The sequence below is a fragment of the Nocardioides sp. PD653-B2 genome, assembly GCF_002117935.1.
In the GTDB taxonomy this organism is placed as follows: domain Bacteria; phylum Actinomycetota; class Actinomycetes; order Propionibacteriales; family Nocardioidaceae; genus Nocardioides.
On the sequence record NZ_BDJE01000010.1, the window covers coordinates 53,871 to 79,050 of the forward strand.

The 25,180-nt window shown below is 72.5% G+C and carries 23 protein-coding genes; 4 read left to right on the forward strand and 19 right to left on the reverse strand.

The window, feature by feature from the left end; genetic code table 11:
* Positions 1–127: 127 nt before the first annotated feature.
* The 4 genes from trmD to rpsP form a co-directional block, all read right to left on the reverse strand.
* Positions 128–1,273, reverse strand: a complete 1,146-nt coding sequence (trmD, locus tag PD653B2_RS04525; RefSeq protein WP_085871142.1) for a tRNA (guanosine(37)-N1)-methyltransferase TrmD — start codon at positions 1,271–1,273, stop codon at positions 128–130.
* Between the two features lie 157 nt (positions 1,274–1,430).
* Positions 1,431–1,982, reverse strand: a complete 552-nt coding sequence (rimM, locus tag PD653B2_RS04530; protein ID WP_085871143.1) for a ribosome maturation factor RimM — start codon at positions 1,980–1,982, stop codon at positions 1,431–1,433.
* Positions 1,983–2,062: 80 nt separating this feature from the next.
* Entirely contained in the window at positions 2,063–2,305 is a 243-nt protein-coding gene (locus tag PD653B2_RS04535) for an RNA-binding protein (protein ID WP_085871144.1), read from the reverse strand.
* Between the two features lie 2 nt (positions 2,306–2,307).
* Positions 2,308–2,895 carry a 30S ribosomal protein S16 gene (gene rpsP / locus PD653B2_RS04540; RefSeq protein ID WP_085871145.1) on the reverse strand — a complete coding sequence of 196 codons (588 nt, stop codon included), beginning with the start codon at positions 2,893–2,895 and terminating at the stop codon, positions 2,308–2,310.
* A gap of 184 nt (positions 2,896–3,079) precedes the next feature.
* Here rpsP and PD653B2_RS04545 point away from each other — a divergent pair, with 184 nt between their 5' ends.
* Positions 3,080–3,670, forward strand: coding sequence for a hypothetical protein (locus tag PD653B2_RS04545; protein WP_133058941.1), 591 nt, complete (start codon positions 3,080–3,082; stop codon positions 3,668–3,670).
* Positions 3,671–3,722: 52 nt separating this feature from the next.
* Positions 3,723–3,959 (forward strand): hypothetical protein, encoded by a 237-nt coding sequence (locus tag PD653B2_RS04550; protein WP_085871147.1) that lies wholly within the window; start codon positions 3,723–3,725, stop codon positions 3,957–3,959.
* Here the strand turns inward: PD653B2_RS04550 and PD653B2_RS04555 are convergent.
* Both PD653B2_RS04555 and PD653B2_RS04560 read right to left on the reverse strand, forming a co-directional pair.
* Entirely contained in the window at positions 3,956–5,029 is a 1,074-nt protein-coding gene (locus tag PD653B2_RS04555; RefSeq protein ID WP_085871148.1) for an amidohydrolase family protein, read from the reverse strand. The two genes, PD653B2_RS04550 and PD653B2_RS04555, sit on opposite strands and share 4 nt — an antisense overlap.
* Before the next feature lie 50 nt (positions 5,030–5,079).
* Positions 5,080–7,068 carry a glycoside hydrolase family 3 protein gene (locus PD653B2_RS04560; RefSeq protein ID WP_085871149.1) on the reverse strand — a complete coding sequence of 663 codons (1,989 nt, stop codon included), beginning with the start codon at positions 7,066–7,068 and terminating at the stop codon, positions 5,080–5,082.
* Between the two features lie 133 nt (positions 7,069–7,201).
* Here PD653B2_RS04560 and PD653B2_RS04565 point away from each other — a divergent pair, with 133 nt between their 5' ends.
* Together PD653B2_RS04565 and PD653B2_RS04570 are read left to right on the forward strand one after the other, a co-directional pair.
* The gene (locus tag PD653B2_RS04565) at positions 7,202–8,368 is read left to right on the forward strand and encodes an ROK family transcriptional regulator (protein ID WP_085871150.1); all 1,167 of its coding nucleotides are present in this window, start codon (positions 7,202–7,204) and stop codon (positions 8,366–8,368) included.
* An 18-nt stretch (positions 8,369–8,386) separates the two neighbouring features.
* Positions 8,387–9,682, forward strand: a complete 1,296-nt coding sequence (locus PD653B2_RS04570; protein WP_085871151.1) for a hypothetical protein — start codon at positions 8,387–8,389, stop codon at positions 9,680–9,682.
* On the opposite strand, the gene PD653B2_RS04575 is transcribed toward PD653B2_RS04570, so the two are convergent.
* The 13 genes from PD653B2_RS04575 to PD653B2_RS04635 form a co-directional block, all read right to left on the reverse strand.
* Positions 9,679–10,047, reverse strand: coding sequence for a hypothetical protein (locus PD653B2_RS04575; protein ID WP_085871152.1), 369 nt, complete (start codon positions 10,045–10,047; stop codon positions 9,679–9,681). The genes PD653B2_RS04570 and PD653B2_RS04575 overlap by 4 nt on opposite strands.
* Complete coding sequence (gene ffh, locus PD653B2_RS04580) at positions 10,044–11,609, reverse strand: signal recognition particle protein (protein ID WP_085871153.1); 1,566 nt, start codon at positions 11,607–11,609, stop codon at positions 10,044–10,046. The genes PD653B2_RS04575 and ffh overlap by 4 nt, the downstream gene beginning before the upstream one ends.
* A gap of 198 nt (positions 11,610–11,807) precedes the next feature.
* Positions 11,808–14,030: a [protein-PII] uridylyltransferase gene (locus PD653B2_RS04585; protein ID WP_085871154.1), complete on the reverse strand. Its 2,223-nt coding sequence runs from the start codon at positions 14,028–14,030 to the stop codon at positions 11,808–11,810.
* Between the two features lie 22 nt (positions 14,031–14,052).
* A complete protein-coding gene (locus PD653B2_RS04590) occupies positions 14,053–14,391 on the reverse strand; it encodes a P-II family nitrogen regulator (protein WP_085871155.1) in 339 nt (112 codons plus the stop codon).
* 147 nt (positions 14,392–14,538) lie between these two features.
* Positions 14,539–14,877, reverse strand: coding sequence for a P-II family nitrogen regulator (locus PD653B2_RS04595; protein WP_085871156.1), 339 nt, complete (start codon positions 14,875–14,877; stop codon positions 14,539–14,541).
* A complete protein-coding gene (locus PD653B2_RS04600) occupies positions 14,874–16,172 on the reverse strand; it encodes an ammonium transporter (protein WP_085871214.1) in 1,299 nt (432 codons plus the stop codon). Before PD653B2_RS04600 ends, PD653B2_RS04595 begins: the two co-directional genes overlap by 4 nt.
* Positions 16,173–16,372: 200 nt before the next feature.
* The gene (gene ftsY / locus PD653B2_RS04605; protein ID WP_085871157.1) at positions 16,373–17,500 is read right to left on the reverse strand and encodes a signal recognition particle-docking protein FtsY; all 1,128 of its coding nucleotides are present in this window, start codon (positions 17,498–17,500) and stop codon (positions 16,373–16,375) included.
* A 50-nt stretch (positions 17,501–17,550) separates the two neighbouring features.
* Positions 17,551–17,745 (reverse strand): hypothetical protein, encoded by a 195-nt coding sequence (locus PD653B2_RS04610; protein WP_085871158.1) that lies wholly within the window; start codon positions 17,743–17,745, stop codon positions 17,551–17,553.
* A gap of 77 nt (positions 17,746–17,822) precedes the next feature.
* Entirely contained in the window at positions 17,823–18,260 is a 438-nt protein-coding gene (locus tag PD653B2_RS04615; protein ID WP_085871159.1) for an acyl-CoA thioesterase, read from the reverse strand.
* Positions 18,257–21,829, reverse strand: coding sequence for a chromosome segregation protein SMC (smc, locus tag PD653B2_RS04620; protein WP_085871160.1), 3,573 nt, complete (start codon positions 21,827–21,829; stop codon positions 18,257–18,259). The genes PD653B2_RS04615 and smc overlap by 4 nt, the downstream gene beginning before the upstream one ends.
* A gap of 274 nt (positions 21,830–22,103) precedes the next feature.
* Positions 22,104–23,348, reverse strand: a complete 1,245-nt coding sequence (locus tag PD653B2_RS04625; RefSeq protein WP_085871161.1) for an MFS transporter — start codon at positions 23,346–23,348, stop codon at positions 22,104–22,106.
* 44 nt (positions 23,349–23,392) lie between these two features.
* A complete protein-coding gene (locus PD653B2_RS04630; protein WP_085871162.1) occupies positions 23,393–24,871 on the reverse strand; it encodes a hypothetical protein in 1,479 nt (492 codons plus the stop codon).
* 38 nt (positions 24,872–24,909) lie between these two features.
* Complete coding sequence (locus PD653B2_RS04635) at positions 24,910–25,119, reverse strand: hypothetical protein (RefSeq protein WP_085871163.1); 210 nt, start codon at positions 25,117–25,119, stop codon at positions 24,910–24,912.
* Positions 25,120–25,180 lie beyond the last annotated feature (61 nt).

Sequence of the window (25,180 nt, forward strand, 5' to 3'; positions counted from 1 at the left end):
CGGCGCCATGTCCCCCCTGTGGCAGGGACTGGTGCGGATCCTCCGCGGACGTGTCCGCGGGGCGATCCTTGTTTGGCCGACTGAGCCGAGGAACAAGTCTGCCACAGGCGAGACCGGCTCCGTGAATTCAGGCGCGCTTGGTCATCCGGACCACGCCGGGCTCGACCTCGCCGCGCAGCCGGTAGCCCGCCTTCTTGTAGATCCGCTGGTTGCGCAGGCTCCCGGCGCCGGTGAAGAGGGAGTACGTCGTGACGCCCGGCGGCGCGGCCGCTTCGATACGCGCGAGCAGCATGCGCCCCACGCCGCGGCCGGACAGGTCGGGGGCGACCATCAGCCGGCCGATGTCCCAGGTCTCGGCGTCGTGCAGCGACGCCCGCACGGCCCCCACGAGGCGCCCGCCCGAGCGCGCCACCAGGACGGTGTCGCGGGCGGTCCAGGCGCGGACGTCGTCGTACGACTCGTGCAGGGCGGGGATCCGGACACCGGGGTTGTCCTGCTCCTCCTGCACCCAGCAGGCCCGCTGGAGCACGAAGAGCTCGCCGGCGTCGGACGGCTCGACCAGGCGGATCTCGACGTCGTCGAGCAGCACCGACGGGTGGACGAGGTCGGGCCGGCGCTCGGCGGTGCGTCGTACGGACTGCTCGCGGCGCCAGGCGGCGATCGCCGCGTGGTCGCCCGACAGCAGCACCGGGGGTACGTCGTGGCCGCGCCACGAGGCGGGCTTGGTGTAGACGGGGTACTCCAGCAGACCGTCCTCGTGCGACTCCTCGACCAGCGACTCGGCGTTGCCCATGAAGCCCGGCACCAGCCGGACCACGGCCTCGGTGATCGCGAGCGCGGCCACCTCTCCCCCGTTCAGCACGTAGTCACCGAGGGAGATCTCGCGGACCTCGGCGCGGGTCGCCACGTCGTCGAGCACCCGCTGGTCGATGCCCTCGTAGCGCCCGCAGGCGAAGACGATGCGGTCGCGGGTGGCGAGCTCGCGGGCGACCGCCTGGGTGAACGGCTGCCCCGACGGGGTGGTGAACACGACGGTGGGACGGTCCTCGCCGATCAGCGCGTCGAGCGCCTCGCCCCACGGCTCGGGCTTCATGACCATGCCCGCGCCGCCGCCGTACGGCGTGTCGTCGACGGTGTGGTGCCTGTCATGGGTCCAGGACCGCAGGTCGTGCACCCGGACGTCGATCAGGCCCTTGTCACGCGCCTTGCCCGCGAGCGACAGCTCGAGCGGGGCGAGGTAGTCGGGGAAGATCGTGACGACGTCGATGCGCATCAGGTCCTGCCTCCTCGTCCTTGGCCGTCGCGAGCGTCGTCCAGCGCGTGCGCTGGCAAGGCGGAGGAGGGAGGTGGGCCGGGTTCGCCCACCGACGGACGACCACGCAGTCCAGCGTGCGTGATGGGCGGCGCGTAGCAGGCCATGGGACGAGGAGTCATGGCCTGGAGTCGTCCTCCAGCGGCGCGACCAGGCCGGGACGGTCGGCGATGACGACCCGACGGCCGGGGACGTCGACCTCGGGGACGAGCGCCTTGACGAACGGCACCAGGGTGTCGCGGCCGTCGGTGGCCCGGATCGCCAACAGGTCCTGGGCGCCGTGGATCAGCCCGGTGACCTCGCCGAGCGGCGTGCCGTCGACGTCGTACGCCGTCATCCCGACCAACTGGTGGTCGTAGAACTCGTCGGGGTCGTCCGGCGACGCGTCGACCGGGACCGTCGCGAGCAGGGTGAGGCCCCGCGCGGCCTCGGCCGCGGTGCGGTCGGGGATCTCCTCGAAGCGGACCAGCAGCACCGAGGAGTGCCACCGGGTGCTCGCCACCGTCACGGTCCGCAGCGTCGACGCCGAACCCGGAGGTGCCTCGACGACCAGCACCGAGCCGGGCGCGAAGCGCCGGTCGGGCTCGTCGGTGCGGACGTTGATCGTCACGTCACCGCGCAGGCCGTGGGCCTTGCCGATCCGGCCCACGACGACGTCGATGGTCTCCACTCGATTCCTCTCGGCAGGTCAGGGGCAAATGCAGAACGGGTGCCGCCCCGGAGGGCGACACCCATTCAAGCGGTTGTGCGCTATCGACGACGGTCCACGTCGACGAAGTCGATCCGGGCGCCACCGCGACCCGCCAGGGCGGAGATCACGGTGCGGAAGGCGCTCGCCGTACGGCCGCCCCTCCCGATCACCTTGCCGAGGTCGTCGGGGTGCACCCGGACCTCGAGGATCGAGCCGCGGCGCAGCTGCTTGTCGCGCACGCTCACGTCGTCGGGGTTGTCGACGACGCCACGCACCAGGTGCTCGAGAGCATCGGCCAGCATGCTCAGGCCTCGCTCTTGCCGGCGTCCTCAGCGGTGACGGTCTCGGCGGCCTCGGCCGTCTCGGCCGCGCCCTCCGGGGTCTCGTCAGCGGGAACCGGAGCCGGGGTCTCCTCGGCGGCGGCCTCGACGGGCGCCTCCTCGGTCTTCTCCTCGGCCTGGGGCTCCTCGGCCTTGGGCTCCTCGGCCTTGGGCTCGGCCTTCTTCTTCGACGCGGCCTTCTTGGTCACGGCGTCACCCTTGGGCTCGCTCGCGGCCTCCTTGAGGGCCTCGTTGAAGATCTCCAGCTTGTCGCGCTTGGGCTCCTTGACCTTCAGGGTGCCCTCGCTGCCCGACACGCCCTTGAACTTCTGGAAGTCACCGGTGATCTTGAGGATCTTGGCGACGGCCTCGGACGGCTGTGCGCCGACACCGAGCCAGTACTGGGCCCGGTCGGAGACGACGTCGATGTACGACGGGTCCTCCTTGGGGTGGTACTTGCCGATCTCCTCGATCACGCGACCGTCACGCTTCTTGCGCGAGTCGACGACGACGATGCGGTACTGCGGCACCCGGACCTTGCCCAGGCGCTTCAAACGGATCTTGACGGCCACGGTTGTGGTGTCTCCTCAGGAATATGTGTGTGGTTGAACGATCCGTCACCAGGTGGGGAAAGCACCGGGTCGGGTCCTTCGATGGGCTCTGCGGCGTCCGGGTGAGAGGGTCCGGGCGCACAGGACTCAGCCGGTAAGTCTGCCAGAGGCACCGGCCGGTGCGGAAATCGGGCAGAGTCGGGGCATGAGCCAGCCGCCACCGTCCTACCCCGTGCCGTCAGGCTACCCGCCGGGCCAGCCCCCGCTGCCGCCGAAGAAGCGCCCCAGCGGCTGGTGGTTCGTGGTGGGCGGCGCGCTGGTCGTCGCCGCCGTCGTCGCGGCGGTCGGGCTGTTCATCTGGACCCTGTCCGGCTTCCTCGACACCGACGCCTCGATCAACGCCGACGGCAACCCGCACCGGGTGAGCATCGGCACCGACGGCGAGCGGATGCTGTGGCTCGAGGACAGCTTCGGCCAGCAGTGCACGATCGTCGACCTGCGCTCGGGCGAGGAGGTCCCCCTGCACCGGGTCTCGGCGGAGTACAGCAGGTCCGACCCCTCCGGCGACTGGTCCGGGTTCGCGCGCTTCGACCCGGGCTCGGGCGACCTCGAGGTGACCTGCACGGCCTCCGACGGCGTCGTCCTGATCGGCCCGGCACCGCGGATCGGCAGCTTCGTGGTCGGCATCCTCGCCACGATCTTCGTCCCGCTCTTCCTCGGCCTCTGCGGCCTTGCGATCCTGATCGTGACCGGCATCCTCTTCGTGAGCCGGCCGGCGCGCCCGAAGGCCGGCTGACAACCTCGTCGTCCGCAACGACACGACGGCGACCTACCAGGTCCGGTTCCGCGTGGCCGAGCCCGACCTGCTCGGCGAGCTCCTCGTCGACCGGCCGCTCGCGGCGACGTACGAGATCGTGGCCCGTGACGAGGAGTTCGTGCTCCTCGACGGCGCCGTCCACCGGCGCAACGAGATCTGGCGGCAGGCCACGGACACCCGCACCGGGGAGGTCGCCGCCGAGCTGGTGCGGCGCAACTGCGCGCGCGTGCTGTACGACGTGGAGCCCGCGCGCGTCGTCAGGAGCTAGGCGACGATGCGCCCGCGCAGCACCACGCAGGCCGGGCGGAGCAGGACCGAGAGGTTCTCGACCGGGTTGGCGTCGTAGACGACGAAGTCGGCCGGGTCGCCCTCGTCGAGCCCGGCGTTCCAGCCCAGCCACTCCCGGGCCCGCCAGGAGGCCGCGCCGAGGGCGTACTCCGCCGGGATCCCGAGCGAGGTCATGGCGATCACCTCGCCGGCCAGGTTGCCGTGCCGGCTGATCCCGCCGCCGTCGGAGCCGGCGTAGAGCGCGACCCCGGCCTCGTACGCCGCCATGATCGTGTCGCGCCGGCGCACGTAGAGATCGGTCATGGTGGCGGTGTAGCCGGGGAACTTCGAGCTGGCGGACGCGGCGTAGCCCGGGAACTTGTCCAGCTGCATCACCGTGGGCACCAGCGCGACCCCGCGCGCGGCCATCGTCTCGACCTGGTCGATCTCCAGGCCGGTGCCGTGCTCGATGCAGTCGATGCCGGCCTCGAGCAGTCCGGCGAGCACCTCGTGGCCGAAGCAGTGGGCGGTGACCTTGGCCCCGTGCTCGTGGGCGACCCGGATCGCCTCGGCGAACGCCTCGGGTGGGAACGACGGCATCAGGTCGCCGTCGTCGCGGGAGATCCAGTCACCGACCAGCTTCACCCAGCCGTCGCCGCGCCGGGCCTCCTGGGCGACGTACGACGCGAGGTCGGCGGGCTCGACCTCGTGGGCGTAGTTGCGGATGTAGCGCTTGGTGCGCGCGATGTGTCGCCCGGCGCGGATCAGCCGCGGCAGGTCCTCGCGGTCGTGGATCCACGCGGTGTCGACCGGCGAGCCGCAGTCGCGGATCAGGAGCGCACCGGCGTCGCGGTCCTCGATCGCCTGCTGCTCGGTCTCCTCGTCGGAGATCCCGCCGTCGTCGTCCAGGCCGAGGTGGCAGTGGGCGTCGACGAGCCCGGGGACGATCCAGCCGTCGACGGCGCGCTCGGCACCCGCGACCGGCTCGAGGGTGATCCGCCCGTCCACGACGTAGAGGTCGCGGACCACGCCGTCGGGCAGGACCGGGCCGGAGAACCTGAGCGCCGTCATGCCCCGGACGCTACTAGGCGCATCCGGGGCACGACGTCCGCCGGTCGAGGTCAGCGGGTCCTGAGGCCGAAGCCGTAGGCGAACAGCGGGTCGTAGCCGGCGTCACCGACGTTGATGGGCTCCTGGGCCACGCTCCTCGGCCAGCTCACGGGCAGCCGCCCGGTGAAGGGCCGGCGGCCGTAGAGCACGTCGGCCACACCGGCGCCCTCACTGCCCGGCAGCCACGAGGCGACCAGCGCGTCGGTCTGGCGCAGCAGCGCCGGCGGGATCACCATCGGCCGCCCCGAGACGACGAGCACGGTGCACGACACCGTCCGGGCGCAGACCTTCTGCACCGCCGAGGTGTCGGCGGACGAGAGCTTCATCGTCTGCTCCGGCCGCGGGACCCCGTGGTCGCCCGGGTCGTAGGCCCACTGCGGGCCGCCCACGTCGCCGAAGCCCTCGGCGTACGGCGTCTCGCCGACGACCACGACACCGACCGACTTCCGCGGCACCTTCTTCGAGGCGGTCGCGCTGTAGACGACGTCGCCCTTCGCGGCCTTCCGGATCCCGTCGAGGATCGTGGTCCCCGGGATCACGTTGGTCGACCCGCCCTGCCAGGTCAGCGTCCAGCCGCCGGCCTGGTTGCCGATGTTGTCGGCGTTGCTGCCCGCGACGTACACGTCTCGCTTCGCCGCGAGCGGGAGCGCGTGCTTCTGGTTGCGGAGCAGCACCTGGCTCTCGGCGGCGGCCCGACGGGCGACCGCGTGGTGGGCCTTGCTGCCCACGTCGGCGAGGTGCGTGCGGTCGACCATGGGGTGCTCGAAGAGGCCGAGCTCGAACTTCGCGGTGAGGATCCGCGAGACCGCGTCGTCGATGCGTGCCATCGAGACGTCGCCGTCGTCGACCAGCTGGGTCAGGGTCGGGATGAACTCGTCCCAGCCGGTGGGGTTGTTGGGTGCCTGGATCGGCTCCATGAACATGTCGACGCCGGCGTTCACCGACGCCTCGACCTGCTCGGCGTAGGTGCCCGGGAGCTGCCGGATCGCCCGCCAGTCGGAGATCACGAAGCCCTCGAAGCCCTGCTCCTGCTTGAGCCAGCCGGTGAGCAGCTCCTGGTTCGCGTGCATCTTGACCGCGTCGGTGGTGTCGCCGCCGTTGAAGTCGGTGCTCGAGAACGACGGCATGACCGAGCCGACGTGGTGCTCCTTGATCGCCGGGATGTACGGCGCGAGCGCGAGCGCGTCGAACTCCGCGCGCGTCACCCGGTCGATGCCCTGGTCGATCGGGTAGGCACCGGTGCCGGCGGCCGACTCGTCGTACGACGTGAGGCCGTCACCCGCGAAGTGCTTGGCGGTGGCCAACACCCGGTCGGGGTCCGCCAGGTGTCCCGGCGCGCCCTGCAGCCCGTCGATCGCCGTCTCCATCTTCGTCACCAGGGCGGGCGTCTCGCCGAAGCTCTCGTAGGTGCGGCCCCAGCGGTCGTCGCGGGCCACGCAGATGCACGGCGCGAACACCCACTGCGGCCCGCTGGCCCGGGTCTCCTCGGCCGTGATGTGGCCGATCGTCTGCACCAGCGCCGGGTCGCGGGTCGCCCCGAGACCGATGTTGTGCGGGAAGACGGTCGCGCCCTGCAGGTTGCCGTGGCCGTGCACGGAGTCGACGCCGTAGATCAGCGGGATGCCGAGCGGGGTCGCCAGCGCGGCCTCCTGGTAGCGGTCGACCATGTCGGCCCAGGCCTCCGGCGTGTTGCCCGCGGGCACCGAGCCGCCGCCGGACAGGACGCTGCCGAGGCGGTTCGTGGTGATCAGCGAGGGGTCGGCGTCGATGTCGACGCGCTCGGCCTGGGTCATCTGGCCGATCTTCTCGGCCAGGGTCATCCGGCCGAGCAGGTCGGCGACCCGCTCGGCGGTGGGCAACGAGGGGTCCTGGTACGGCGGCGGGTCGTCGCCGGCGGCCGGGGTGGAGGGCTGCAGCAGCGCGGCGGCGAGGGCTCCGCCGGCGAGGACGGCGAGCGCGGCGCGGCGCCACCGTCGAGGGGATGAGAGGTGGCTGGACATGAGGTCTCCTTGCCGAGTTCAAAGAGTGATGGCCGTCACGCTAGGAACGACATTCGTCCGGGTCAATGCGTAAAGATCGCGAACGGGCGACTTATTAGTGCACTTTCCGGACGAATCGTCGTACCGTCGGTCCATGCCGACCACGAGCTCGCTCGAGCGGCTCCGCGAGGGCAACCGGCGCGCGATCACCGGGCTGCTGTCCAGCGACGGGCCGATGAGCCGCGCCGACCTCGCGCGGGGCACCGGCCTCTCCCGCACCACCGTGTCCAGCCTGGTCGGCGAGCTGATCGGCGCGGGGCTGGTGGTCGAGACGACCGACCGCGGTCAGCCGCACAAGGGCGGCAGCGGTCGGCCCCCGCTGCTGGTCGCGCTGAGCACGCCGGGCGGTGGTGTCGCCGGGGTCGATGTCGGGCACCGGCACGTCCGGGTGGCGGTCGCCGACCACCGCGGCACCGTGCTCGCCGAGGAGCTCGCCGCGGTCGACGTCGACGACAACGGCGTCGACGCCCTCGATCTCGCCGCCCGGATGGTGCGCACCGTCCTGGAGGCGGCCGGGCTGGCGACGAGCGACCTGCACGGCGTCGGGATGTGCGTCCCCGCGCCCCTGGACCGCAGGTCGGCGCGGATCCAGACGGGCATCCTCCCGGGCTGGCGCGACCTCTCCCCCGCCGACGAGCTGCACCGGCGGCTCGGCGTCCCGGTCTTCGCCGACAACGACGCCAACCTGGGCGCGCTCGCGGAGCTCGGCCACGGCGCCGCTCGGGGCGCTGCCGACGTCGTCTACGTCAAGGTCGCCAGCGGCCTCGGCGCCGGCATCGTGCTCGGCGGGCGGCTGCACCGCGGGGCGACCGGCATCGCCGGTGAGGTCGGGCACGTCCAGGTCGGCGAGGACGGCCAGGTCTGCCGGTGCGGCAACCGCGGCTGCCTCGAGACGCTGGTGGCCGCCCCGCGGCTGCTGGAGGTGCTGCAGCCGGCGTACGACGAGCAGCTGTCGGTCGAGCGGGTCCTCGAGCTCGACCTGGCCGGTGACGCCGGCGTGCGACGCGTGCTGAGCGACGCCGGGCGAGCCGTCGGGCGGGCGCTCGCCGACCTGTGCAACAGCCTGAACCCGGAGGCCGTCGTCCTCGGCGGCTCGCTCGGCACCTCGCCCTCACTCGGAGACGGCATCCGCGCCTCGGTCGACCGGTACGCCCAGCCGGACGCGGCCGCGGCCGTGCGGGTCGTCTCCGGCGAGCTCGGCGACCGGGCCGAGGTGCTCGGGGCGGTCTCGCTCGCGATCAGCCGGGTCGCGGCGGCCTGAGCGACGTACCCTCCTCGGATGAAGCGCCTGCTGTGGCTGGTCCTCGCCGCCCCGCTGCTCGTGGCCGCCCCCGTCGAGGCGGTGTCGGCCCCGCCCACCTGCCAGGGACGGCCGGCCACGATCGTCGGCCACGACGGCGGCGACCTCGTCGGGACCGAGGGCGACGACGTGATCGTCACCGGCCCCGCCTCGTCGGTCCGGGCGCTGGGTGGCGACGACGTCGTCTGTGCGGTCGACGCCGACTTCCTCCTCGACATCGACGCCGGGCCGGGAGACGACGTGGTCGACACCACCGCCGCGACCGACACGACCGAGCTGCTCCACGCGGAGCTCGGCACCGGGGCGGACCGGTTCCTCGGCGGTTCGGCGAACGACCAGGTCTCGGCCGGGGACGCGCCGGGTGACTCCGCGCGCGACGTGATCGAGACCGGCCGCGGCCGCGACTCGGTGGAGTCCGGCGTCGACGGGCTCCCGAACGACGACGCCGTCGACCTGGGCGCCGGGCCCGGCACGGTCTTCTTCCACGGCACGCCCGGCGGCGCCGCCCACCTGCGGAGCCGGGGGTCCGGCTACCTCTCGTTCTCCTTCGGAGGGCCGGCCGGGACGCTCCGCGTGGACAACGGCCTCGAACGCGCGGAGCTGGACGGCACGCCGCTGGTGACCTGGGCCGGGTTCAGCTCGTTCTCCACCGAGTCCAGCGACGTCGAGCAGGTGATCCTCCGCGGCAGCGACCGGGCGGAGCGGTTCCGCGGCTCGTACGTCGACGCCCTGGAGCTCGACGTCCGCGCCGGTGGCGGCTCGGACACCGTCGAGGTGAACTCGCGAGCGGTCGGCAGCGTCGACGGTGGTCGCGGCCGGGACCTGCTCTCCGTCTCCGAGGCCGAACCCGCCTCCGTGGGGAGTCCCGGCTCCGACCTCACCGCCGACCTCGGGTCAGGGCTGGTGCGCATCGATCCGCACGGGGCCGACTCGCACCTCCTGTCCGTCGACGCGATCGAGGACCTGTCCGTGGTCGGCTTCCGCCACACGACGCTGCGCGGGGACCGGGCTGCCAACCTGCTCGACGTGCGCTCCGGCTGCCAGGTCACCCTGGTCGGCCGGGCGGGCGCGGACCTGCTCCAGGGCTGGTCCACCTCCTGCCCGGACGGCGACCTCCCGGTCTCCACGATGCGCGGCGGTCGCGGTCCGGACCGGCTGCTCGGCCACGCCGCCGACGACCTGATGATCGGCGGCCCGGGGCGCGACGTCGCCAACGGTCGGACCGGGACGGACACCTGCCGCACCGAGGTGCGCCGGAGCTGCGAGCTCCGCTAGAGCTGGTCGAGCAGCCAGGACGGGGTCATCACGGTCGCGCCGTAGCGCTCGACACGGCCCATCAGGATCCGGTCCGCGGTGACGACGCTGACCCGGTCGCCGCGCTCGGCGGCCGCCTTGGTCTCGGCCACGATCGTGTCGTCGCCGGCCTTCGGCGCGTGCACGGTGCGGACGTGGGCATCGCGACCGGCCCGTACCCCGCCCTTCGCCGCACCCTCGAGGACGAAGACGACCTGCTGCTGGGGCACGTCGGCGACGAGCAGCTGCTCGTGCAGCCGACGGGCCGCGCCGGGGCGGTCCTTCCACCAGCCGTCGGGGCGGCTGCCCACGACGTTGGCCGCGTCGACCACCAGGACCGTGGTCATTTGAGGAACTTGGAGAAGTCCTTCGGGAGGTCCAGCGCGGCGGCGGCCTTCTCGTAGTCGATGTCCTCGGTCGGCTTGCCGAACGGGTTCGCCTGCGCCGCGGCGGCCTTCTCCTTGTCCGCGGCGGCCTGCTGGGCCGCCTTGGCCGGGTTGCCGGACACGCGCTTGCCGCCCTTGCCCTTCTTGGGCGCCTGCTTGGCCTTCGACCGCTTGCCGCCCCCCATGCCGGGCATCCCGGGCATGCCGGGGATCCCGCCGCCCTGGGCCAACGACATCATCATCTTGCGGGCCTCGAAGAACCGGTCGACGAGCTGGTTGACGTCGGAGACCTGACGGCCGGAGCCCTTGGCGATGCGGGCCCGGCGGGAGCCGTCGATCAGCTTCGGGTTGGCCCGCTCGGCGGGGGTCATGGACTGGATGACGGCCTGGATCCGGTCGATCTCGCGCTCGTCGAAGTTCTCGAGCTGGTCGCGGAACTGCCCCATCCCGGGCAGCATCCCCATGATCTTCGACATCGAGCCGAGCTTGCGGACCTGCTGCATCTGCTCGAGGAAGTCGTCGAGGGTGAACTCGCCGCCCTGGCCGGACAGCTTGGCCGCGGCCTTGGCGGCCTGCTCGGAGTCGAAGGCCTTCTCGGCCTGCTCGATCAGGGTCATCACGTCACCCATGTCGAGGATGCGCGACGCCATGCGGTCGGGGTGGAAGAGGTCGAAGTCGGTCATCTTCTCGCCGTTGGAGGCGAACATGACCGGCTTGCCGGTGATCGAGGCGATCGACAGCGCGGCGCCACCCCGGGCGTCGCCGTCGAGCTTGGTGAGGACGACGCCGTCGTAGCCGACGCCGTCGAGGAACGCCTGGGCCGTGACGACGGCGTCCTGGCCGATCATCGCGTCGACCACGAACAGCACCTCGTCGGGCTGCACGGCGTCGCGGATGTCGGAGGCCTGCTTCATCAGCTCGGAGTCGACGCCGAGCCGGCCGGCGGTGTCGACGATGACGACGTCGTGCAGGGTGCGCTTCGCCTCCTCGATCGACGCCCGGGCGACCCCGACCGGATCTCCGACGCCGTTGCCGGGCTCGGGGGCGAAGACGGGCACGCCGACCCGCTCGCCGTTGACCTGGAGCTGGTTGACGGCGTTGGGCCGCTGGAGGTCGGCGGCGACGAGCAGTGGGCTCTTGCCCTGCTCCTTGAGCCAGAGCGCGAGCTTCGCGGCCAGGGTCGTCTTGCCGGCACCCTGGAGGCCGGCGAGCATGATCACGGTCGGGCCGGTCTTGGCGTAGCGCAGCCGGCGGGTCTCGCCGCCGAGGATCGTGACGAGCTCCTCGTTGACGATCTTGACGATCTGCTGTGCCGGGTTCAGCGCACCGCTGACCTCCTCGCCGCGGGCCCGCTCCTTGACCGCGCCGACGAACTCCTTGACCACGGGCAGCGCGACGTCGGCCTCGAGGAGGGCGATCCGGATCTCGCGCGCGGTGGCGTCGATGTCGGCCTCGGAGAGCCGACCCTTCCCCCGGAGGTTTTTGAAGGTGTCGGCGAGCCGGTCGGAGAGTGTGGCGAACAAGGTGCATTCCTACGGGCTTGACGGCATGGCTGGCGGGTCCAGCCTAGTCGGCACCCCCGAGCGGGGTCGCATCGTGCTCCGGGCCCGACGCCCCGGGTGCCCCCGCAGCCACTCGGCGGCCAAAACCCGCACGACACGCCGAGGCGCCGCGGCGTGTCGTGCGGGTTTCACCGGTCGACCGGTGAAACCCGCACGGGTTCACGGCCCCGCGGTGAGCGCTTCCCGTACGGCGTGCGCCGCCTCGGCGGCCCGCTGGTCCGTCAGCGCGCCGGCCGACGACTCCTGCAGGTAGAACACGTCCACCGCCTGGGGGCCGAGCGTGTCGACGTGGGCCGAGCGCACCGCCACGTCCAGCTGGGCGAGCGCGGAGCAGACGAGATAGACGACCCCGGGCCGGTCGGCGGCCCGCACCTCCATCACCGTGGCCTGGTCGGAGGCCTCGGGGCGTACGACGACCGCCGGGTCCAGGCCGCCTGCCCCTCCGGTCGGGCGCAGCCGATGAGCCGCGTCGACGCGGCCGTCGACCACGGCCTCGTAGCGTTGGCGCAGCACGGCGGGATCGAGGTCCTGCTCCCCCACCTCCCACACGGACACGCCGTACTGGTCCTGTGCCCACGCGCGGGCGGCGCGCACGGGGATCCGCTGGAGCGCGAACATCGCGGCGAAGTCGGCGAGCAGCCCGACCCGGTCCGGCGCGATCACGGTGACCCGGGCGCCGTCGCCGACCGACTCGACCGCGATCGAGGCCGACCCGCGGCGCACGTCGCGCGGGATTTCGACGTCGTCGGTGACGATCGCGGGCAACGCCACCCCGGAGTCGAGCGCAGCCCGGGCGCGTCGGGCGAGGTCGCGGATCAGGCCGGCCCGCCACGCCGACCAGGCCTGGGGCGAGGCGGCCCGGGCGTCCGCCTCGGTCAGGGCGAGCAGGAGGCTCAGCGCCTCGGGCGACGCGACCTTCGAGGCCAGCAGGTCGACGGTCGCCGGGTCGTCGGGGTCCCGGGTGGTCGCGGTCTCCGCGAGCAGGAGGTGCCAGCGCACCAGGCGGGCGATCAGGTCGACCGCCTCCGGATCGAAGCCCATCCGCTCCGCGGCGGCGCGGGCGATCGGCTCGCCGGCCACGCTGTGCTCGGTCAGGCTGCCCTTGCCGATGTCGTGGAGCAGCGCGGCGACCATGAGCACGTCGGGGCGGGCGACGTCCCGGATCAGGGCGGAGGCCTCGACGCAGGTCTCGACGACGTGCCGGTCGACGGTGAACCGGTGGATCGCGGACGCGTGCGGGAGCAGCCGGATCCGCTCCCACTCGGGCAGGACGAGGTTGAGCGCGCCGGTCTCCTCGAGCGTCTCCCACACCGCGAGCAGGCCGCGGCCGGAGGCGAGCAGCCGGACCAGGAGCTGGCGGGCCTCGAGGGGCCACGGCGACGGGAGCGGGGCGCACTCGCGGGCCAGCCGGGCCGCGGTGGGCGGGGCGAGCACGGCGTCCGCCTCGGCGGCGGCGGCCGCGGCACGCAGCAGCAGGACGGGGTCGTCCGCCGGCCGGGCGCGGGTGTCGAGCACGACCTCACCCCCGGAGAGGGCGACGCCCGGGGCGAGCGGGGTGAGCGAGGGGCGGCGCGCCTCGCGGGACGACGCCGGCCGGGTCAGCACGCCGTCCACCCGCCGCCAGGTCAGGTGGGAGAGATGGGTGAGCCGCCGGCCGAGCTCGCGGACGTGGATCTGGGCGGCGCGGGCCTCGGGCAGGCCGAGCCGGTGGGCGATGTCGCTCCACATCTCGGGCGCGATCCGGTCGCTGGGCCGGCCGGCGATCTCCTGCACGACGTCGCGGACGTCGAGCAGCGCCAGCCGGGTCCGTTCGAGGTCGACGTGCGGCACGTCCACGAGCCAGGTGGCGACCAGCGCCTTCAGCACGGTCGCGTCGCGGAGGCCGCCCTCGGCCTCCTTGATGTCGGGCACCGAGAGGTGGGCGAGCTCGCCGATCAGCTCGTGCCGGGCGCGGACCATCGCCTGGAGCTCGGGCAGCCGCTCCCGGGAGCCGCGTCGCCAGTGCGCGAGCATCGTCGTGCGCAGCCGGAGCGTGAGGTTCGGGTCGCCCGCGAGGTGGCGGACGTCGAGCAGGCCGAGCGCGACCTTCAGGTCGGCGTCGGCGGCGGACACCATCTCCGGCATGGTCCGCACGGAGTGGTCGAGCCGCGCACCGGAGTCCCAGAGCGGGTACCAGACGTGCTCGGCGACCGCTCGCACGTCGACGCCGTCGTCGGAGACCAGCACCACGTCGAGGTCGGAGTACGGCGCGAGCTCCGAGCGGCCGTAGCCGCCCACGGCGACGAGCGCCGCGCCGGTGTCGGGGCCGCCGCTCTGCTCGTAGGCCTTCGCGCACAGCGCGTCGGCCTCGACGGCCCGCTGAGCGCGGTCGCCGGCACTCATCCGGGGTCCCGCGGTGGGGTGATCAGAGCGCGCCCTCGTCACGGTCGCCGGTGCGCACCCGCACCACGGACTCCACCGGGGAGACCCAGATCTTGCCGTCGCCGATCTGACCGGTGGCGGCGGTGGCGAGGATCGCGTCGACCAGGGCGTCGACGTCACCGTCCGCGACGAGGATCTCGAGGCGCAGCTTCGGCACCAGCGTCACGTCGTACTCCGCGCCCCGGTAGACCTCCTTGTGGCCCTTCTGGCGGCCGTACCCGCTGACCTCGCTGACCGTCATGCCGTTGACCCCGGCGGTCTCGAGAGCGACGCGGACGTCCTCCCACTTGTGCGGCTTGATGACCGCGGTCACGAGCTTCATGGCGACTCCTCGACGAGGGGGGACGTGCGGATGGTGGACCGATCATGCCGGACCGGGGGTGAGATGGGGCGGGACGGACCGGGGTGAGGAACAGGTGAGGACACAGCGCGGCCCGGCCCCCGGGGTCGGGAGCCGGGCCGCGGGGTGTCACAGTGCTGCGGAGTCCCGGTCGCCGGTACGGACCCGGACGACGGTGTCGACCGGGCTGACCCAGACCTTGCCGTCGCCGATCCGACCGGTCTGCGCGGTCTTCACCACGATGCCGACCACGTCGTCCGCGTCGTCGTCGCCGACGACGATCTCGATCCGGATCTTCGGCACCAGGGCGATGTCGTACTCGGCGCCCCGGTAGACCTCCGTGTGACCCTTCTGGCGGCCGTAGCCGCTGACCTCGCTGACGGTCATGCCCGTCACGCCGAAGGTCTCGAGGGCCTCGCGGACGTCCTCCCACTTGTGCGGCTTGATCACCGCGGTCACGAGCTTCATGCGTGCGCTCCTTCCGTGGCCGTCGCGCCGGCCAGCACACCGGTGGAGGCACCGCCGACGCCACTGTGCAGGTCGTAGGCCGACTCCCCGTGCTGGGCGAGGTCGATGCCGTTGACCTCGTCCTCCTCGCTGATCCGCCAGCCGAGGGTGAACTTGATGGCGAAGCCGATGATCGCGGTGGCGATCCCGGACCAGACGATGGCGACCAGGGCACCGAGCGACTGGTCGCCCAGCGAGCCGAAACCGCCGCCGTAGAACAGGCCGTCGACCCCGCCCGCGCCCTCCGCGGTGGAAAAGAGGCCGATGAGCACGGTGCCGACGATGCCGCCGACGAGGTGCACGCCGACGACGTCGAGCGAGTCGTCGAGTCCGACCTTGTACTTCAGGCCCACGGCCCAGGCGCACACGGCGCCGGCGACGACGCCGATGGCGATGGCCCCGGTGATGTTGACCGCCCCACAGGCCGGCGTGATGGCGACCAGGCCCGCGACGATGCCGGAGGCGGCACCGAGCGAGGTTGCCTTGCCGTGCAGGAACCGCTCGACGAGCAGCCACGCGAGCATGGCCGCCATGGTGGCGAGGGTGGTGTTGGCGAAGGTACGGCCGGTCTCGCTGAGGAACTGCTCCATGTTGGCGGCGGCGCCGTCCTGGGTCGACCAGTCGTCACCGAAGACGATCGAGCCGACGTTGAAGCCGTACCAGCCGACCCACAGCAGGCCCGCACCGACCATGGTGAGGGTCAGGTTGTGCGGACGCATCGGGTCCTTGGGCCAGCCGACGCGCTTGCCGATGATCAGGGCGAGCACCAGGCCGGCGACACCGGCGTTGATGTGGACCGCCGTGCCGCCCGCGTAGTCCTGGGCGCCGATCTTCGTGCAGATCAGCGCCGAGTCGCTGCAGCTGAAGACCATGTGGGCCAGGGGGAAGTAGGACAGCGTCACCCACAGGGGCAGGAAGACCACCCAGGCGGAGAACTTCACGCGGTCGGCGATCGCACCCGAGATGAGCGCCGCGGTGATGACCGCGAAGGTCAGCTGGAACATCACGTAGATGTAGTCACTGGTCGCGACGTCCTTGAGCGCGAACAGCGTGGAGGGGCTGGCGAAGAAGGTGCCGTCGTCAGGGCCGAAGGACATCGACCAGCCCCACAGCACGTAGATGATCCCGACGATGCCCATCGAGACGAACGACATCATCATCATGTTCAGCACGGACTTGGAGCGCGTCATGCCGCCGTAGAACAGCGCCAGCGCGGGCACCGTCATCATCAGGACCAACAACGTGGCCACCAACATCCAGGCGTAATAGCCGTCCACAGAACCTCCAGGAATCACGTCTCGGAGGGCGGGAGTCGGCGCCGACCGCACTGTCGACCCTTGGGATCCGCCCCATTGGCAGACACACTCTGGGGCGGAGGTTTCGACGTACGCCGCGCGATGTTGCAGGGAGGAAACGAGTTCCGGCCCGGTGTTACTTCCGTGTTACGGGCCGAGCGTCAGCCGAGCAGGGCATCGACGAACGCACCGGCGTCGAAGGGCGCCAGGTCGTCGGCGCCCTCGCCGAGCCCGACCAGCTTGACCGGGACGCCGAGCTCACGCTGGACCTGGACGACGATGCCGCCCTTCGCCGAACCGTCGAGCTTGGTGAGCACGATGCCGGTGACGTTGACGATCTCGCTGAAGACCCGTGCCTGGATCAGGCCGTTCTGCCCGGTCGTGGCGTCGAGGACCAGCAGCACCTCGGTGACGGGCGCCTGCTTCTCGATCACCCGCTTCACCTTGCCGAGCTCGTCCATCAGCCCGGCCTTGTTCTGGAGGCGGCCGGCGGTGTCGACGATGACCGTGTCGATGCCGCGGTCCACGCCTTCCTTGACCGCCTCGAAGGCCACGCTGGCCGGGTCGGTGCCCTCCGGGCCGCGGACGACCTCGACGCCCACCCGCTCACCCCAGGTGGCGAGCTGCTCGACGGCGGCCGCACGGAAGGTGTCGGCGGCACCGAGCACGACGCTGCGCTCCTCGGCGACCAGGATCCGGGCGATCTTGCCGACGGTGGTGGTCTTGCCGGCGCCGTTGACGCCGACGACCAGGACGACGCCGGGCTTGCCGTCGGCGCCGCTGACCTGCAGGCGGCGGTCCATGTCGGGGTCGACCAGTGCGAGCAGCTCCTCGCGCAGCACCGTGCGGGCGTCCTCGGAGCCCTCCACGCGCAGCCGGGTGCGCAGCTTCTCGACCAGCTCCTGGGTCGGCGCGACGCCGACGTCCGCGGTGAGCAGGGTGTCCTCGATCGACTCCCAGGTGTCCTCGTCGAGGCGGTCGCGCGAGAGGAGGGCCAGCAGGCCGCGGCCGAGGCCGCCCTGCGACCCGGCGAGGCGCTGACGCAGCCGGACCAGGCGCGAGGCCGTGCCCTCGGGCCTCTCGAGCGCCGGGGCCGTCTCGACCGGCGGCTCGAGGATCTCGGGCTCGGTCGGCTCGACCGGCGGCGCGACGAGCACGTCCGTGCCCGTGGTCGCGGGGGGTTCGACCGGAGCGGGTCCACGACCGCGCACGCGGGCGGTCACCAGTCCGACGCCGGACAGCACCGCGAGAACCGCGATGCCGATGATCAGATAGAGCCAGTCACCCATGCCGCAATCCAACCAGAGGGACGCACGGGGCCTCCCGCCAGTGCCTCCTCCTAGTGACGCTGCTCCGCGTCGTCGTCGGCGTACACGACCTCGAGCGTCGGCGCCGCCTCGGCCGCGCGGGACATCGCGTCACCGAGCCAGGGGGCGGCCGGCAGCTCCTCGCCGCGGTGGGGGTAGGCGACGTACGCGACCACCAGGCCGGCCAGCGCGAGGATGAGGATCATCACGATGATGACGACGAGCACAGAGGTCCTCCCGAGGAGCGGTGATGGGGTGGGTGTACCCGCCCCTCAACCGTGCCACACCCGCCCGGGAGTGCCGGTCAGGCGCGCAGGAGCGGCTCGACCGCGGCGCGGATGACGTCCGGCATCGGCGTCACCGGGCGGGCGGGGTCGGTGTTGTCGACGTACACGTGCACGAACCGGCCCTCCGCGGCCGCCTCCTCGACGTCGCCCTGGAAGAGGCCGATCCGGTAGACGACGCTGGACGTGCCGACCTTGTCGACGACCATCCCGGTCTCGATCGGCTCGGGGAAGCCGAGCTCACGGAAGTAGCGGCAGGACGTCTCGGCGACCACGCCGATCTGCGGCAACGAGCGCACGTCGACGCCTGTCTCCTGGTAGAGGTGGGCGTTGACGGCGGTGTCGAAGAGCTCGTAGTAGGTCGCGTTGTTGAGGTGTCCGTACGCGTCGTCGTCGCGCCAGCGCGTGGTGACGGTCCGCCACGCGACGTAGTCGGCCCGGGTCGGGCGGTCGGTCACGCGGGCTCCGCCTCACGGAGCCGTTGGCTGATGACGGCCGAGACGCCGTCGCCGCGCATGGTCACGCCGTAGAGCGCGTCGCCCACCTCCATGGTCCGTTTCTGGTGGGTGATGACGAGCAGCTGGGAGTTCTCGCGGAGCTCCTCGTAGATCTCCAGCAGGCGGCCCAGGTTGGTGTCGTCGAGCGCCGCCTCGACCTCGTCGAGGATGTAGAACGGCGACGGGCGGGCCTTGAAGAGCGCCACCAGGAAGCAGACCGCGACCAGCGAGCGCTCACCACCGGAGAGCAGCGAGAGCCGTTTGACCTTCTTGCCCGCGGGGCGCGCCTCGACCTCGATGCCGGTGTTGAGCATGTCGTCGGGCTGGGTCAGCACCAGCTTGCCCTCGCCGCCGGGGAAGAGCCGGGTGAACGTCGAGTCGAACGCCGTGCTCACGTCGGCGAAGGCCTCGGTGAAGACCTGCTCGACGCGCTGGTCGACCTCGCGGACGATGTCGAGGAGGTCCTTGCGGGTCCTCTTGAGGTCCTCGAGCTGCTCGGTGAGGAACTTGTGCCGCTCCTCCATCGCCGAGAACTCCTCGAGCGCCAGCGGGTTGACCCGGCCGAGCATGGCCAGCTGCCGCTCGGCGGTGCGCAGCCGCTTCTGCTGCTCCTCGCGGACGAACGGCACCAGGACCGTCTCGGGCAGGTTGCCCTCCTCGTCCTCGTCCGTGGCGGGACTCTGCTGAATCGGTACGGGCTGGTCGGGGCCGTAGTCGGCGACCAGGGCGTCGGCGTCGAGGCCGAGCTCGTCGAGGGCGCGCTCCTCGAGCTGGTCGATGCGCATCCGCTGCTGGGTGCGGGCCATCTCGTCGCGGTGGACGGAGTTGACCAGCTCGTCGTGCTCGCGGCCCAGGTCGCGCAGTGCGGCGCGGACGTCGAGCAGGTCGCGCTCGCGGCCGCTGCGGGCGCGCTCGACCGCCGTACGGGCCTCGGCGGCGAGGTGGATGGACACCTCGAGGCGGGCGAGCACGTAGCCGACGGCGGCGCCCACGGCCTCCGCGGCGCGACCCTCGCGGATCAGCCGCTCGCGGCGCTCGGCGGCACGGGCACGGGCCTCGCGCTCCGCTCGGGCGGCGCGGACCAGGGAGTCCGCGCGGCCGTGCAGGGCCCGGGCGCGCTCCTCGGAGGTGCGCAGCGCCAGGCGGGAGTCCATCTCGGCCTGGCGGGCGGCGCGGGCCTCCTCGACCAGCCGCTCGCGGACGGAGGTGTCGGGCTCCTCGTCGGGCGCGTCCTCGGCCGACGCGAGGCGCGCCTCGAGGTCGGCCAGCCCGGCGACGGCCTCGGCGCGGGCGGCCTCGGCCTTCTCGATGGCCTGGGTGAGGCGGTCGGCCTCGCCGCGGGCGGCGCGGGCCTGGGAGCCGTACTGCCCGAGCTCCTCGGCGACCGCGGCCAGCGTGGCGTCGGACTCGTGCAGCTTGGCGAGCGCGACGTCGACGCGCTTCTGCGCCTCCAGCCGCTCGCTCTCCAGCCGGGACATGTCGAAGCCGAGGCGTTCGGAGGACGCGACGGCCTCGGCGAGCTGCTCGGTGGCCTCGTCGACCGCGGCCTGGACCTCGATGAGGCTCGGCTGCGCCGACGACCCGCCGGACGCGAAGTGGGCTCCGAGCACGTCACCCTCGCGGGTCACCGCGGTGACGTCGGCGAGGTCGGCCACGAGAGCACGCGCGGCGTCGAGGTCGTCGACCACGGCCACCTTGAACAGCAGCCGGTCGAGCGCCGGGCGCAGGGTGTCGGGGCACTCGATGACGTCGACGGCGTACGTCGCGTGGCTCGGCAGTCCGGGCCAGTCGCGAGCGGTCACCGCGCCGCCGCCCAGCAGCAGGCCGGCGCGGCCGAGGTCGTCGCCCTTGAGATGGCCGATCGCGCGCACGGCGGCGTCGGCATCGGTGACCGCCACGGCGTCGGCGGCCGAGCCGAGGGCACCTGCGACGGCGGTCTCGTAGCCGCTGCGGACGGCGAGCAGCGCTGCCACGGAGCCCATCAGGCCGGAGACGGAGTCGGAGGCGGCGAGCAGGGCGCCCGCCCCGTCCTTGCGGTTGAGGCCCATCTCGAGGGCGTCCTTGCGGGCCGCGAGCGACGAGCGGTCGCGGTCGGCCTGGGTGGCCTCGTCACGGGCCTTGGCCAGCCGCTCCTCGATGTCGTCGAGGGCGCCGACGGCGGCCTCGTGCTCGGCGTCGAGGCCCTCCTCGCCGGCGTCGAGCCCGGCGACCTTCGTCTCGAGCGAGGTGAAGTCGCGCTGGGCGCGGTCGGCGCGGGCGACGGCCTCCTCGCGGGCCAGGCCGAGCCGGCCGACCTCGTCGTCGGCGGCGGCGGCCCGGGACTTGAGCGCGTTGACCTGGCCGTGCAGGCGGGCCAGGCCCTCGCGACGGTCGGCAGCGGCGCGCTGCAGTGCGGTGATCCGGCGCTCCTCCTCGGCCGCGGCCTCCTCGGAGGTACGGCGCGCGGTCACCGCCTGCTCGAGCGCGACCCGGTGGCCGTCGACCTCGGCGGCGATCTGCTGCTCCTGCACGCGGACCTGCTCCGCCTCGGCCTCGAGCTGCTCGGGGTCGCGGCCGGAGCGCGCCTCCTCGACGTCGGCCGTGCCGGCGGCGTTGCGGACCCGCTCGGCGGCCAGCGACTGGGTGCCGCGGAGCCGCTCGCGCAGCCCGGACAGGGCGAACCAGGTCTCCTGGGCCGCCGACAGGGCGGGGAGGTCCTCGCGCAGGGCCGCCTCGAGTGCGGCCTCCTGCTCGCGGGCGGTCTTGGTCTGGGCCTCCACCTGCTCGCGGCGCTCGACCAGGATCGACTCGTCGGCCATCTCCTGCTGGAGGGCCGTGCGGGCGGCGACCAGGTCGGCGGCGAGCAGCCGGGCCCGGGCGTCGCGCACGTCGGCCTGCACGCTCTGGGCCCTGCGGGCGACCTCGGCCTGGCGGCCGAGCGGCTTGAGCTGGCGGCGGATCTCGGTGAGCAGATCGTTGAGCCGGGTCAGGTTGCCCTCGGTCGAGTCGAGCTTGCGGAGCGCCTTCTCCTTGCGCTTGCGGTGCTTGAGGACGCCGGCGGCCTCCTCGATGAAGCCGCGCCGGTCCTCGGGGGTCGCGTGCAGGATCGTGTCGAGCTGGCCCTGGCCGACGATCACGTGCATCTCGCGGCCGATGCCGGAGTCGGAGAGCAGCTCCTGGACGTCGAGCAGGCGACACGAGCTGCCGTTGATGGCGTACTCGGAGCCGCCGCTGCGGAACATGGTCCGGCTGATCGTGACCTCGGCGTACTCGATCGGCAGCGCGCCGTCGGAGTTGTCGATGGTCAGCAGCACCTCGGCGCGGCCGAGCGGCGGACGCCCGGACGTGCCGGCGAAGATGACGTCGTCCATCTTGCCGCCGCGCAGCGACTTGGCGCTGGCCTCGCCCATCACCCAGGCGAGCGCGTCGACGACGTTCGACTTGCCGGAGCCGTTCGGCCCGACGATGCACGTGATGCCGGGCTCGAGCTGGAGCGTGGTCGACGAGGCGAAGGACTTGAACCCCTTCAGGGTCAGGCTCTTCAGGTACAACGCGGGGCTCCCAGCGGTCGGGTCGGGATCACTGACACGAAGGCTGCATCATCGCAGCCGGCCGTGGGGGGAGGCTCAGCGCGGCTCACATTACCGGGGAGCGCCCCCGTTGCGGGGAACCCCGGAGGCGGGTCTCGACGCGCGCCCGGGGGCCGACCCGGACCCGGGCCCGGCAGGTCCGACCCCGCGGTTTGGTCCCAAACCGCACGTTTTCGGCGCCGAGACTTGCGGTTTGGGACCAAACCGCAAACCTTTTTTGTCTGACAATCCCCCGCTACGCCGACGCCGGGGCGGCGTCGTCGGCGTGCGCGATGTGGGAGAGCTGCCCCCAGATGAGCACCACGAAGATCGCCGAGCCGACGAACGCGAACCAGAAGGGCGCGGTCACACCCCAGTGCTGGGCCAGCAGGCCGCCGATGCCGGAGCCGACGACCAGGCCACCGAAGACGCCGACCAGGTTCACGCTGCCGACGCGGCCCTGCAGCTCGGTCGGCACCGCCCGCTGGCGGACCGTGATCGAGGTCGTCCCCCAGATGAACGCGTGCGCGCCGAAGACGAAGAAGATGCACATCGCCACCCACGGCGTCGTGGTGAGCGCGAGCGCGAGGTGCGTGATCGTCTCGAAGACCAGCCCGATCCGCATGATGTCGCCCAGGCTGATCCGGCGGGTGATCCAGCCGTACGACAGGGTGCCGACCAGCCCGCCGACGGCCGAGACCGTGGTCAGCAGGCCGAAGCCGAGCGGGCCCATGCCCAGCCGCTGGGTGGCGTAGAGGACGAGGATCGACCACGCCGCGCCGAAGGTGATGTTGAAGACGAAGATCGTCAGCACCAGCGTGCGTACGGCGGCGTGGTGGAGCACCCACCGGAACGCCTCGGCGATGTCGTGGCGGAGGTAGGTGCGCTCGCCGTGGCCGCGTCCGTGCGGCGGGAGCACGATCCGCGAGGCGAGCACCGCTCCCATCGCGACGACCACCGCCTGGGTCACGAACGGCATGGCGTGGCCGGCCGCGAAGAGCGCGGCGCCGATGGGCGGCCCGGCGAGCTGGTTGACGGTGATGAAGCCGGTCGTGAGGCGGGAGTTGGCGACGGCCAGGTCGTCGCGGTGGACCAGCATCGGCAGCAGCGTGCTGGAGGTGTTGTCGGCGAACACCTCGGCCGTCCCCAGCAGGAACATCGCGAGCAGCACCAGCGCGATCGACACCACGTCGGTCGCGATCGAGACCGTCAGCAGCACCAGGACCAGGGCGCGCAGCAGGTCGACGGTCACCACGATCGCCTTGCGGTTCAGCCGGTCGGCGAGCGCGCCGGCGTACAGCCCGAACACCAGCGGCGGCAGCCACTGCAGGAGCGCGGCGAGCGCCACGAAGAACGGGTCGTGGGTCTGCGAGGCGACCAGCAGCGGGCCGGCGGCGAGCGAGATCCCGTCGCCGAGGTTGGAGACCCAGGACGACGCGAGCAGCCAGCGGAAGCCGGTGCCGAAACGGCGCGGCGCGACTGTCTCGAGGATCCGGCTCACAAGAGCCTGACGCTAGTCGTCGCCGCCCCCCGGCGGCACCGGATTTACGGTGCGGGGCGCACCCGCCGGCGCAGGGCGATCGCGAAGGCCATGGCTCCCCCGACCAGGCCGACCGGGACGACGCCGTCGGACACCCGGTCGCCCAGGCTCCGCGACGGCGAGGCCTCGGTCGACGGCAACGCGCCGATCCCGTCACCGGGGACGTCGACGGCGTAGACGTCGAGGCCGCGGACCAGGTCGATCGCGTAGAGGACGTTGGTCTTCTCGCCGGTCTGGCGTCCGCGGGCGTCGTACGCAGGCACCCACAGGTCGTCCCACACCTCGGAGCCCGGCCACAGCGCGTGCCCGTAGGGCTCGAGGTGACGCGGGTCCCGGGCGTCGATCAGCTGCGTGCCACCGCCGTAGAAGCCGACCGCGACGATGCCGTCGCCGTGGTCGTCGAACCAGTGCGAGGAGCAGAAGGCGCCCTGCGGCAGCGGGAAGCTGCCGAGGTCGGCGAGCTCGACCTTGTCGAGCGGGATGATCGCCGACTTCGTGCCGTCCAGCCGCTTGACCCACCAGGTCTGGAACGACCCGGCCTGGGCGCAGTCGGTCTGCTCGTAGTCCTCCTCGGTCACGAGGAGCACGTTGCCGTGCGCGAACGACGGGCTGCTGCGCGGCTTGAACGCGGCGGCGTTGGGCCGCCACGAGTTGTGCAGGATGAAGTCGTTCCAACCCGGGTGCTTCGGGTCGGCGCCCCGGCCCGCCTTGCCGGTGGTGGTGATCAGGCGCGGCTTCGCGGGCTTGGAGGTGTCCCACATGGAGGCGCCGCCCCAGCCCGTGTGGGTGCCGATGCCGGCTGCGTCGAAGTTCCACTTGTGGCCGGCGGTCGGTGACGGGAACGGCTGGACCCCGGCCTCGCCGCGCACGGCGTCGACCTCGTGCGGGCGGGCCAGGTTGCGCAGGTCGAAGACCGAGAAGTGCCCGTCCTCGCCGGCGGAGTAGGCGTAGGTGCAGTTCGCCTGGTCGACGCAGGCGACGGTGTGGGTGCTGGTGGTGCCGGGCGCGCGGGACAGGATCGTCGGCGCGGTCGGGTCGGTGACGTCGACGACGACGAGCTCCCCGCCGCCGACGTTGGCGTGCTGGACGTCGCCGGGCGACGCCTGGACCGAGTCGATCCCGATCAGCGCGAACCGGCGTACGCCGTCGCGCGTGCGCCGCTCACCGCAGTTCATCGCCTCGTTCTCGAACTGGGCGCTCGGCAGGACCCCGACGACCTCGGGGTGGGCCGCGTCGCCGACGTCCCACACGCGCACCGAGTCGAGCCCGCTGGTGACCAGGACCGGCGCGGTCTGCATGAAGCAGCCGGAGATGCCGACCTGCGAGGGGTACGAGCCGAGGTGCGCGACGTTGGCGCTGGCGAGCACGCCGCCGAGCGGGTTCTCGTCCTCAGCAGAGGCGGAACCGGACCCGAGGCCGAGGGCCAGGGTCGCGATGGACAGCGCCGCGACGATGCGGGCCGAGGTGACGGCGAGCGATCTCATGACGGCTCAACGACGGGGCGTCGTCGCCGTCACGGAGGTCAGGCTGGCTGCATCTCCTGCATCGATGCGTTCTCGAGGTCGAGCATGGAGACGGCCTGGGCGGCGGTCAGCTTGTCGTTCTCCTCGGTGAGGCGGAGCACCAGCGCTTCGAGCTCGTGCACGCGCGAGCGCAGCCGGTCGTTCTCGGCCACGAGTCGGGCGGGGGTCCGCAGGTCGCTGTTCATGTATCCGATCAGCGCCTTGGCCATGGATGAGCCTCCGGGGGTTGGGGGGTCGGGCCACAAGGGTGGACCGTCTTCAAGAGTCCCA

Excerpts from the sequence above, each read along its gene's own strand:
- PD653B2_RS04535 (WP_085871144.1), bottom strand. The coding sequence starts at position 2,305 with ATGCTGGCCGATGCTCTCGAGCACCTGGTGCGTGGCGTCGTCGACAAC.
- PD653B2_RS04635 (WP_085871163.1), bottom strand. The coding sequence starts at position 25,119 with ATGGCCAAGGCGCTGATCGGATACATGAACAGCGACCTGCGGACCCCC.
- PD653B2_RS04590 (WP_085871155.1), bottom strand. The coding sequence starts at position 14,391 with ATGAAGCTCGTGACCGCGGTCATCAAGCCGCACAAGTGGGAGGACGTC.
- trmD (WP_085871142.1), bottom strand. The coding sequence starts at position 1,273 with ATGCGCATCGACGTCGTCACGATCTTCCCCGACTACCTCGCCCCGCTC.
- PD653B2_RS04600 (WP_085871214.1), bottom strand. The coding sequence starts at position 16,172 with ATGTTGGTGGCCACGTTGTTGGTCCTGATGATGACGGTGCCCGCGCTG.
- PD653B2_RS04585 (WP_085871154.1), bottom strand. The coding sequence starts at position 14,030 with ATGAGTGCCGGCGACCGCGCTCAGCGGGCCGTCGAGGCCGACGCGCTG.
- PD653B2_RS04570 (WP_085871151.1), top strand. The coding sequence starts at position 8,387 with ATGAAGCGCCTGCTGTGGCTGGTCCTCGCCGCCCCGCTGCTCGTGGCC.
- PD653B2_RS04630 (WP_085871162.1), bottom strand. The coding sequence starts at position 24,871 with ATGAGATCGCTCGCCGTCACCTCGGCCCGCATCGTCGCGGCGCTGTCC.
- PD653B2_RS04575 (WP_085871152.1), bottom strand. The coding sequence starts at position 10,047 with ATGACCACGGTCCTGGTGGTCGACGCGGCCAACGTCGTGGGCAGCCGC.
- PD653B2_RS04595 (WP_085871156.1), bottom strand. The coding sequence starts at position 14,877 with ATGAAGCTCGTGACCGCGGTGATCAAGCCGCACAAGTGGGAGGACGTC.
- PD653B2_RS04555 (WP_085871148.1), bottom strand. The coding sequence starts at position 5,029 with ATGACGGCGCTCAGGTTCTCCGGCCCGGTCCTGCCCGACGGCGTGGTC.
- PD653B2_RS04565 (WP_085871150.1), top strand. The coding sequence starts at position 7,202 with ATGCCGACCACGAGCTCGCTCGAGCGGCTCCGCGAGGGCAACCGGCGC.
- PD653B2_RS04545 (WP_133058941.1), top strand. The coding sequence starts at position 3,080 with ATGAGCCAGCCGCCACCGTCCTACCCCGTGCCGTCAGGCTACCCGCCG.
- PD653B2_RS04560 (WP_085871149.1), bottom strand. The coding sequence starts at position 7,068 with ATGTCCAGCCACCTCTCATCCCCTCGACGGTGGCGCCGCGCCGCGCTC.
- ftsY (WP_085871157.1), bottom strand. The coding sequence starts at position 17,500 with ATGGGTGACTGGCTCTATCTGATCATCGGCATCGCGGTTCTCGCGGTG.